This window comes from Streptomyces sp., from assembly GCF_035645055.1.
GTDB lineage: Bacteria > Actinomycetota > Actinomycetes > Streptomycetales > Streptomycetaceae > Streptomyces.
Map to the genome: position 1 here is coordinate 60,197 of NZ_DASQNH010000044.1, position 8,124 is coordinate 68,320.

Genomic DNA, 8,124 nt, shown 5'->3' on the forward strand with positions numbered 1-8,124 from the left:
ACGGACTGGGCGCTGTCGACCAGGGTCCGGGAGTCTGGCAACGAGACGGCAGAGCGTCAACGGGTAGGACGGGACCGACGGGCAACGAGACCGGCGGCAACGAGACCGACGTACGGGAGACTCGGACGCATGCGGACTGCGTACGGCGTGGAGACGGTCAGGGCGGCGGAGCGGGCGCTGATGGCGCGGCTGCCGGAGGGCACCTTGATGCAGCGGGCGGCGGCGGGCCTCGCCACCGCCTGCGCGCAACTGCTCGGGCGGGTCTACGGCAGCCGGATCGTGCTGCTGGCCGGCAGCGGCGACAACGGGGGCGACGCCCTCCACGCCGGGGCGCGGCTCGCCCGCCGGGGCGCGGGCGTCACCGCCGTGCTGCTCTCCCCGGAGCGGGCGCACCCGGGCGGACTCGCGGCGCTGCGGCGGGCGGGCGGCACGGTCGCGGAGACCGGAGCGGGGGAGCGGCTGATCGAGCGGGCGGACCTCGTCGTCGACGGAATCGTCGGCATCGGCGGCACGGGCGGGCTGCGGGCCGAGGCCGTCCCCCTCGCGGAGGCCGCCGCGCGCTCCCGGGCCGCCGTCGTCGCCGTCGACCTGCCGAGCGGGGTCGACGCGGACACCGGTGAGGTGCGGGGCGCGGCGCTGCGGGCCGATCTGACCGTGACCTTCGGGACGCACAAGCCGGGGCTGCTGATCGACCCGGCGCGCGAGTACGCCGGGACGGTACGGCTCGTCGACATCGGGCTGCGGGCCGAGCTGCCCGCCGAGCCCGAGCTGGAGGCGTTGCAGCACGCGGAGGTGGCGGCGCTGCTGCCGGTGCCGGCGGCGGAGAGCGACAAGTACCGGCGCGGCGTCGTGGGCGTCGCCGCCGGGTCGGCGCGGTACCCCGGAGCGGCGGTGCTGGCCGTCGGCGGGGCGCTGCGGGGCGGCGCCGGGGCCGTGCGGTACGTCGGGCCCGCCGGGGACGCGGTCATCGCCCGCTTCCCCGAGGCGCTCGTCTCCGGCCAGGGGCCGAAGCGGGCGGGGCGCGTCCAGGCCTGGGTCGTCGGACCGGGGGCCGGGGACGACGCCGGGACGGTCGCGGAGGTGCTGGCGGCCGAGGTGCCCGTGCTGATCGACGCCGACGGACTGCGGCTGGCCGACGCCGCGGCCGTACGGGCGCGGACGGCGCCCACCCTCATGACCCCGCACGCCGGGGAGGCGGCGGCGCTGCTCGGCGTGAGCCGGGAGGAGGTCGAGGCCGCCCGGCTGGCGGCGGTGCGGGAACTGGCGGGGCGGTACGGCGCGGCCGTGCTGCTGAAGGGGTCGACGACCCTGGTGGCCCCGGCGGGCGGCGGGGGAGCGGTGCGGGTGAACCCGACGGGTACGCCCTGGCTGGCCACGGCCGGGAGCGGGGACGTGCTGTCCGGGCTGGCCGGGTCGCTGCTGGCGGCAGGGTTGTCGGCGGTCGACGCGGGGAGCGTCGGCGCGTATCTGCACGGGCTGGCCGGGAGGCTCGCGGCGGACGGGGCGCCGGTCGGGGCACGGGATGTGGGGGAGGCCGTGCCGCGGGCTTGGCGGGATGTCCGGGCGGCGGTGATCGAGGGCTCCTGACCTCGCTGAGCCGCGCCCCAGGTCTCCGAGGCCCGGTGCGCGGGCACCGCGTCGCCTGTGTGGACCTCGCCCGGCAGCTGACCTGGGAGCTGCAGCAGGGCGAGAAGGTCGTGCTCGGGCCGGTGCCGATGCGCAGCGGACGGGCCGGGTACGCGACCCGGACCGGGCGGCACACGATCTACTGGCCGCACAAGCACCATGTGTCGGCCCTCCACAACACGCCCGTGCCCTACTCCCGGTTCTTCAGCGGCGGGCAGGCCTTCCACGCGGTGTACGAGACCGTCTGCACGACGGTCGGGTCCATGGGCTGCGTCGACCTGCGGCTCAAGGACGCGCGCAAGCTGTGGGACGTGCTGAGGACCGGGGACCGGGTGTACGTGTGGGGGCGCGGGCCGGGCGGCCGGCGAGCGGCCGGACCCCGCGGCCGGCCGGGCCGCCGGAGGCCTCTGAGACACTGGGCGCGATGAGTACGACTGCACATCTGCCGACCGCCCCGCTGCGCGCCCGCGCCGAGATCGATCTGGCCGCGCTGCGCGCCAATGTGCGGGCCCTGCGCGCCCACGCGCCCGGCGCGGCCCTGATGGCCGTGGTGAAGTCAGAGGCGTACGGCCATGGGGCGGTGCCGTGTGCCCGCGCGGCCGTGGCGGCGGGGGCGACCTGGCTGGGCACCGCCACGCCGGAGGAGGCGCTGGCGCTGCGGTCCTGCGGGGCGGTGCCCGCGGACGTGCGGATCCTGTGCTGGCTGTGGACGCCCGGCGGGCCGTGGCGGGAGGCCGTCGAGGCCGGTCTCGACATGTCCGTGAGCGGGATGTGGGCGCTGCGCGAGGTCACCGCCGCCGCGCGGCTGGCGGGGCGCCCGGCACGGGTGCAGCTCAAGGCCGACACCGGGCTCGGGCGCAACGGCTGCCAGCCCGGCGGCGACTGGGAGGAACTGGTCGGGGCCGCGCTGCGGGCCGAGCGGGAAGGGCTGGTGCGGATCACCGGTCTGTGGTCCCACTTCGCCTGCGCCGACGAGCCCGGCCATCCCTCCATCGCCGCCCAGCTGTCCCTCTTCCGGGAGATGCTGGCGTACGCGGAGGGCCAGGGCGTGCGCCCGGAGGTGCGGCACATCGCCAACTCCCCGGCCACCCTCACCATCCCCGAGGCCCACTTCGACCTCGTCCGCCCGGGGATCGCGCTCTACGGCGTCTCGCCCAGCCCGGAACTGGGCACCTCCGCCGACTTCGGGCTGCGCCCGGTGATGACCCTCTCCGCCTCGCTGGCCCTGGTGAAGCAGGTACCGGGCGGGCACGGGGTGAGCTACGGCCACCACTACACGACCCCCGGCAAGACCACGCTCGGCCTGGTCCCGCTCGGCTACGCCGACGGCATCCCCCGGCACGCCTCGGGCACCGGCCCGGTGCTGGTCGGCGGCAAGCGGCGGACGGTCGCGGGCCGGGTGGCGATGGACCAGTTCGTCGTCGACCTCGGCGGTGACGAGCCCGCGCCGGGCGAGGAAGCCGTGCTGTTCGGGCCGGGCGACTGCGGGGAACCCACCGCGGAGGACTGGGCGCAGGCCGCCGGAACCATCGCGTACGAGATCGTGACGCGTATCGGAACCCGCGTTCCCCGTGTCTATGTGAACGAAGACGGGAACGAGGACGGGAACGAACACGGCAACGAGCCCGCATAGCCAGCGGCACGGCGACGTCAGTCGGTGAGGAGCGGTAGGTGAGCCAGAGCAGCGCGGAGGCGGTCGCGGACGCCGCGGCCGTCGTCTCCGCCACGGGGGCGGCCGGGAACTGGCGCCGGGCGACCGGGATCGCGGGCGCCGCGATAGGCGTGCTGGCCGCGGGGGCCGCCGCCGGGGTGGCGCTGGAGCGGATGACCGTCGGGCGCGGGGTGCGCCGCAAGGCCCGTGTCGCGCTGGACTCGGCGGGCCCGTACGGCGCGCTGCGCGGCACCCCCGGCAAGGCGTACGCCGACGACGGCACGGAGCTGTACTACGAGGTCGACGATGTCGAGCCGGACACCGGTGCCGCCGTCAGCCCGCGCCGCCGCAGGCTCTTCGGCCGCAAGGCGCCCGGCCCCGTCACCGTCGTGTTCAGCCACGGTTACTGCCTCGGCCAGGACTCGTGGCACTTCCAGCGCGCGGCGCTGCGCGGTGTCGTGCGGACCGTGCACTGGGACCAGCGCAGCCACGGCCGGTCCGGGCGCGGGGTCGCGCAGCTGACGGACCGGACGCCGGTCAGCATCGACCAGCTGGGCCGCGATCTGAAGGCCGTCCTCGACGCGGCCGTGCCGGAGGGCCCGATCGTGCTGGTCGGGCACTCCATGGGCGGGATGACGATGATGGCGCTGGCCGACCAGTATCCGGAGCTGATCCGGGAGCGGGTGGTGGCCGTGGCGCTCGTCGGCACGTCCCCGGGCCGGCTCGGCGAGGTCAACTTCGGGCTGCCGGTCGCCGGGGTCAACGCGGTGCGCCGGGTGCTGCCCGGGGTGCTGAGGGCACTGGGACAGCGGGCCGAGCTGGTGGAGAAGGGGCGGCGGGCCACCGCAGATCTGTTCGCCGGGATCATCAAGCGGTACTCGTTCGCGTCCCGGGACGTCGACCCGGCCGTGGAGCGCTTCGCCGAGCGGATGATCGAGAGCACCCCGATCGACGTGGTCGCCGAGTTCTATCCGGCGTTCACCGAGCACGACAAGACCGAGGCACTGGTCCACTTCGCCCAGCTGCCGGTGCTGGTGCTGGCCGGCGTGCAGGACCTGGTGACCCCCAGCCGGCACAGCGAGGCCATCGCCGACCTGCTGCCGGACGCCGAGCTGGTGCTGGTGCCGGACGCCGGGCACCTGGTGATGCTGGAGCACCCGGAAGTGGTCACCGACCGCCTCGCCGACCTGCTCACCCGTGCGGGTGCCGTGCCCGCAGGGGCTACCGTGGGTGGCTATGGAAGCACCAGCGGCACCGCACAACCCGGCTGAGAACGACCCGGCTGCGAACGACCCGGCCGAGAACGGCCCGGCCGTCACCGAGCTGACCGTCACCTCCCCCGACCAGATGCGCGAGCTGGGCCGCCGGCTCGCCAAACTGCTGCGCGCCGGCGACCTGGTGATGCTCACCGGGGAACTGGGCGCAGGCAAGACCACGCTCACCCGCGGCCTCGGCGAGGGGCTGGACGTGCGCGGCGCGGTCACCTCCCCGACGTTCGTGATCGCCCGGGTGCATCCCTCGCTCGGCGACGGCCCGCCGCTCGTCCACGTGGACGCCTACCGGCTGTCCGGCGGGCTGGACGAGATGGAGGACCTGGACCTCGACGTCTCGCTGCCCGACTCGGTGATCGTCGTGGAGTGGGGCGAGGGCAAGGTCGAGGAGCTGACCGACGACCGGCTGCACGTGGTCATCCACCGGGCCGTGGGCGACACGACGGACGAGGTGCGGCACGTGAGCCTGACCGGCATCGGCGCGCGCTGGGCGGCGGCGGACCTGAGCGCGCTGACCGCCTGAGCGGCGGTGCCGGGGACGGCGGCGGGACGTTTCCGACAGGACGTCGGGAAAATATTGCGCCGGGGTGGCCGGGCGTGGTCACATGGTATCCCGTCCGTAGTTAGGTCTACCTAACTACATCCGCCCCCAGGTCCCAGGAGGCGTCCATGCAGGCTCCGGAACGAGACGAGACGCGGCCGCGCGTGGTGCCCGCGGTGTCCATGCGCGATCTGCTGGCGTCCTGCGCGGCGGCGACCGCCGTCTCCACGCCGCCGCGCGAGCCCCGCCGGCCGGAAGGCGAACAGCTGACCGAGCATCGCGAGGCCGCGTAGCCGCCCCGCCGGTGCCGGACGGTCCCCCCGTCCGGAGGACGGCGCCTATCGGATGACGACGACCTTCTGGCCGATCGTCGCGAAGTCCCACATCGCGTCCCCGTCGGCGCGGGACTCCCGGATGCCGCCCGTGCGCGTACGCCGGTCCGGGGCGGCGGTGGAGCCGTCCACCGCCGCGCTGAAACCGATGGTCACGCTGTCCACGCTGGCGAAACGGACGACATGCTCGATGAGGGTGCCGTCGGTGCCGGTGATGCGGTTGGAGCGGGACGTGACCGCGTAGACGCCGGGTGACGGGTCGACCGCGCTCGGCGTGACCCGGAAGGTGCGCAGCACCTTGTTGCCGGGGCTGACGAGCCACACCCGGTCGTCGTCCAGCGAGTACACGACCCGCTCGCCCCGGCCGGACCCGGTCGGCAGCGCGGCCGGGTTCCGCTTGTCCCGGGGCGCCTTCGGCGCGGCCGCCACGGGCTTTCCGGCCTGCGCCCCCAGCTCGGCGGGGACGTTCGCCGACGCCTGGTAGGCGAGGTACCCGACCGTCACCATCGCCGCCGCCGTCAGTCCGGTCACGAATCCGGCACTGCTGCTGGCCACGGGCGTCCACCTCCGCGTCGTATGTCCCAAAGATCCAAAGACGTGCCGTAACGGTAGGTGACGGTAGCAGCCGGGGAGCGGAGGACCGGGACTTCCGACACGGGGCCCGGGGAGCCGTAGGCTGTTGGCGTGCTCTTGCTCGCTCTGGATACCGCCACCCCCGCCGTCACCGTCGCCCTGCACGACGGCACGGATGTCATCGCCTCGTCCAGCCAGGTGGACGCGCGCCGGCACGGCGAGTTGCTGCTGCCCGCCGTCGACCGGGTGCTCACCGAGGCCGGACTCGCGCTCGACGCCGTGACCGGCATCGTCGTCGGCATCGGACCCGGTCCGTACACCGGGCTGCGCGTCGGCCTGATGACCGCCGACACCTTCGGCCTCGCCCTGGGCGTCCCCGTGCACGGCGTGTGCACGCTCGACGGGCTCGCCTACGCCGCCGACCTGGAGGGCCCCTTCGTCGTCGCGACGGACGCCCGCCGCAAGGAGGTCTACTGGGCCCGGTACGCGGACTCCCGCACCCGGGTGACCGATCCGGCCGTCGACCGGCCCGCCGACATCGCCGAGCAGGTCGCGGACCTGCCCGCGGTCGGCGCCGGCGCGCTGCTCTACCCGGAGGTCTTCCCCAGCGCGCACGAGCCCGAGCATGTCTCGGCCGCCGCGCTCGCCTCCCTGGCCGCCCGCAAGCTGGCCGCGGGGGAGGAGCTGCCCGCGCCCCGGCCGCTGTACCTGCGCCGGCCCGACGCCCAGGTCCCCAAGAACTACAAGGTGGTCACCCCCAAGTGACCGGCACCCCGACCCCCCGGCTGCGCGAGATGCGCTGGTGGGACATCGACCCCGTACTCGCACTGGAGCGGGCCCTCTTCCCCGAGGACGCCTGGTCGCGGGGCATGTTCTGGTCCGAGCTGGCGCACGCGCGCGGACCCGAGGCGACCCGGCGCTACCTGGTCGCCGAGGACGCCGAGGACGGCGAGGGGGACGGCGGCGGCCGGATCGTCGGCTACGCCGGGCTCGCCTCCGCCGGTGAGACCGCCGACGTCCAGACCATCGCCGTCGCCCGTGAGCACTGGGGCACCGGTCTCGGTGCCCGGCTGCTGACCGAACTCCTGCGGGCCGCGACCGCCTTCGAGTGCGCCGAGGTGCTGCTGGAGTGCCGGGTGGACAACGTCCGCGCGCAGAAGCTGTACGAGCGCTTCGGCTTCGAGCCCATCGGCTTCCGGCGCGGCTACTACCAGCCCGGCAACGTGGACGCCCTGGTCATGCGCCTCGCCACCCTGCCTGACAGCGCCTCCGCCGCGGGCGCACCCTCCGTACAAGGAACCGAGATCAATGACTGACTCACGCGACGAGCCTCTGGTACTCGGCATCGAGACCTCCTGCGACGAGACCGGCGTCGGGATCGTGCGCGGCCGGACGCTGCTCGCCGACGCCCTCGCGAGCAGCGTCGAGGAGCACGCGCGCTTCGGCGGCGTCGTGCCCGAGGTGGCCAGCCGGGCGCACCTGGAGGCGATGCTGCCCATGGTCGAGCGGGCGTGCGACACGGCGGGCGTACGCCTCGACGACGTCGACGCGCTGGCCGTGACGAGCGGCCCCGGGCTCGCAGGCGCCCTGCTCGTCGGTGTCGCGGCGGCCAAGGCGCTCGCCCTCGCGCTCGACCGGCCGCTCTACGGCGTCAACCACCTGGCCGCGCACGTCGCCGTCGACGAGCTCGAGCACGGTCCGCTGCCCGAGCCGACGATGGCCCTCCTGGTGTCCGGCGGTCACTCGAGCCTGCTGCTCGTGCCGGACGTCACGGCCGAGGTGACGCCGCTCGGTGCGACGATCGACGACGCCGCCGGCGAGGCCTTCGACAAGGTGGCCCGCGTGCTCGGGTTGCCGTTCCCGGGCGGGCCGCACATCGACCGGACCGCCCGCGAGGGTGACCGCGCCTACGTCACCTTCCCCCGAGGGCTAACCGGGCCGCACGACCTGCGGGACCACCGCTACGACTTCTCCTTCTCCGGCCTGAAGACGGCGGTGGCGCGCTGGGTCGAGACCCGCGAGCGTGCGGGCGAGGCGGTGCCGGTCGCCGACGTCGCCGCGAGCTTCCAGGAGGCGGTCGTCGACGTGCTCACCCGCAAGGCGGTGCTCGCCTGCCGCGAGCACGGCGTC

General features: G+C 75.1%; 10 protein-coding genes. 9 read left to right on the forward strand and 1 reads right to left on the reverse strand.

What is annotated here, in order from left to right; translation table 11 throughout:
• The first annotated feature begins 129 nt into the window (after positions 1-129).
• From VE614_RS14820 to VE614_RS14845, 6 genes are all read left to right on the forward strand, one after another.
• The gene (locus VE614_RS14820) at positions 130-1,587 is read left to right on the forward strand and encodes an NAD(P)H-hydrate dehydratase (protein WP_324936640.1); all 1,458 of its coding nucleotides are present in this window, start codon (positions 130-132) and stop codon (positions 1,585-1,587) included.
• 35 nt (positions 1,588-1,622) lie between these two features.
• On the forward strand, positions 1,623-2,054 hold the full coding sequence (locus tag VE614_RS14825; protein WP_324936642.1) for a L,D-transpeptidase: 432 nt from the start codon (positions 1,623-1,625) through the stop codon (positions 2,052-2,054).
• The gene (alr, locus tag VE614_RS14830; RefSeq protein ID WP_324936644.1) at positions 2,051-3,259 is read left to right on the forward strand and encodes an alanine racemase; all 1,209 of its coding nucleotides are present in this window, start codon (positions 2,051-2,053) and stop codon (positions 3,257-3,259) included. Before VE614_RS14825 ends, alr begins: the two co-directional genes overlap by 4 nt.
• A gap of 38 nt (positions 3,260-3,297) precedes the next feature.
• On the forward strand, positions 3,298-4,548 hold the full coding sequence (locus VE614_RS14835) for an alpha/beta hydrolase (RefSeq protein WP_324936646.1): 1,251 nt from the start codon (positions 3,298-3,300) through the stop codon (positions 4,546-4,548).
• Entirely contained in the window at positions 4,514-5,071 is a 558-nt protein-coding gene (tsaE, locus tag VE614_RS14840; RefSeq protein WP_324936648.1) for a tRNA (adenosine(37)-N6)-threonylcarbamoyltransferase complex ATPase subunit type 1 TsaE, read from the forward strand. Before VE614_RS14835 ends, tsaE begins: the two co-directional genes overlap by 35 nt.
• Positions 5,072-5,217: 146 nt before the next feature.
• Positions 5,218-5,382 (forward strand): hypothetical protein, encoded by a 165-nt coding sequence (locus tag VE614_RS14845; protein WP_324936650.1) that lies wholly within the window; start codon positions 5,218-5,220, stop codon positions 5,380-5,382.
• Between the two features lie 45 nt (positions 5,383-5,427).
• Here the strand turns inward: VE614_RS14845 and VE614_RS14850 are convergent, their stop codons facing one another.
• A complete protein-coding gene (locus tag VE614_RS14850) occupies positions 5,428-5,976 on the reverse strand; it encodes a hypothetical protein (RefSeq protein WP_324936652.1) in 549 nt (182 codons plus the stop codon).
• Positions 5,977-6,105: 129 nt separating this feature from the next.
• On the opposite strand from VE614_RS14850, the gene tsaB reads away from it, so the two are divergent.
• The 3 genes from tsaB to tsaD all read left to right on the forward strand — a co-directional run.
• The gene (tsaB, locus tag VE614_RS14855; RefSeq protein WP_324936654.1) at positions 6,106-6,759 is read left to right on the forward strand and encodes a tRNA (adenosine(37)-N6)-threonylcarbamoyltransferase complex dimerization subunit type 1 TsaB; all 654 of its coding nucleotides are present in this window, start codon (positions 6,106-6,108) and stop codon (positions 6,757-6,759) included.
• 29 nt (positions 6,760-6,788) lie between these two features.
• Positions 6,789-7,310 (forward strand): ribosomal protein S18-alanine N-acetyltransferase, encoded by a 522-nt coding sequence (rimI, locus tag VE614_RS14860; protein WP_324936659.1) that lies wholly within the window; start codon positions 6,789-6,791, stop codon positions 7,308-7,310.
• Positions 7,303-8,124, forward strand: an 822-nt coding sequence (gene tsaD / locus VE614_RS14865; protein WP_324936657.1) for a tRNA (adenosine(37)-N6)-threonylcarbamoyltransferase complex transferase subunit TsaD, incomplete at its 3' end; no start/stop codon positions are given. The genes rimI and tsaD, both read left to right, overlap by 8 nt.

Bases quoted from the DNA above. Each gene is read 5' to 3' on its own strand.
- VE614_RS14820 (WP_324936640.1), top strand. From the start codon at position 130: ATGCGGACTGCGTACGGCGTGGAGACGGTCAGGGCGGCGGAGCGGGCG.
- alr (WP_324936644.1), top strand. From the start codon at position 2,051: ATGAGTACGACTGCACATCTGCCGACCGCCCCGCTGCGCGCCCGCGCC.
- tsaE (WP_324936648.1), top strand. From the start codon at position 4,514: ATGGAAGCACCAGCGGCACCGCACAACCCGGCTGAGAACGACCCGGCT.
- VE614_RS14845 (WP_324936650.1), top strand. From the start codon at position 5,218: ATGCAGGCTCCGGAACGAGACGAGACGCGGCCGCGCGTGGTGCCCGCG.
- rimI (WP_324936659.1), top strand. From the start codon at position 6,789: ATGCGCTGGTGGGACATCGACCCCGTACTCGCACTGGAGCGGGCCCTC.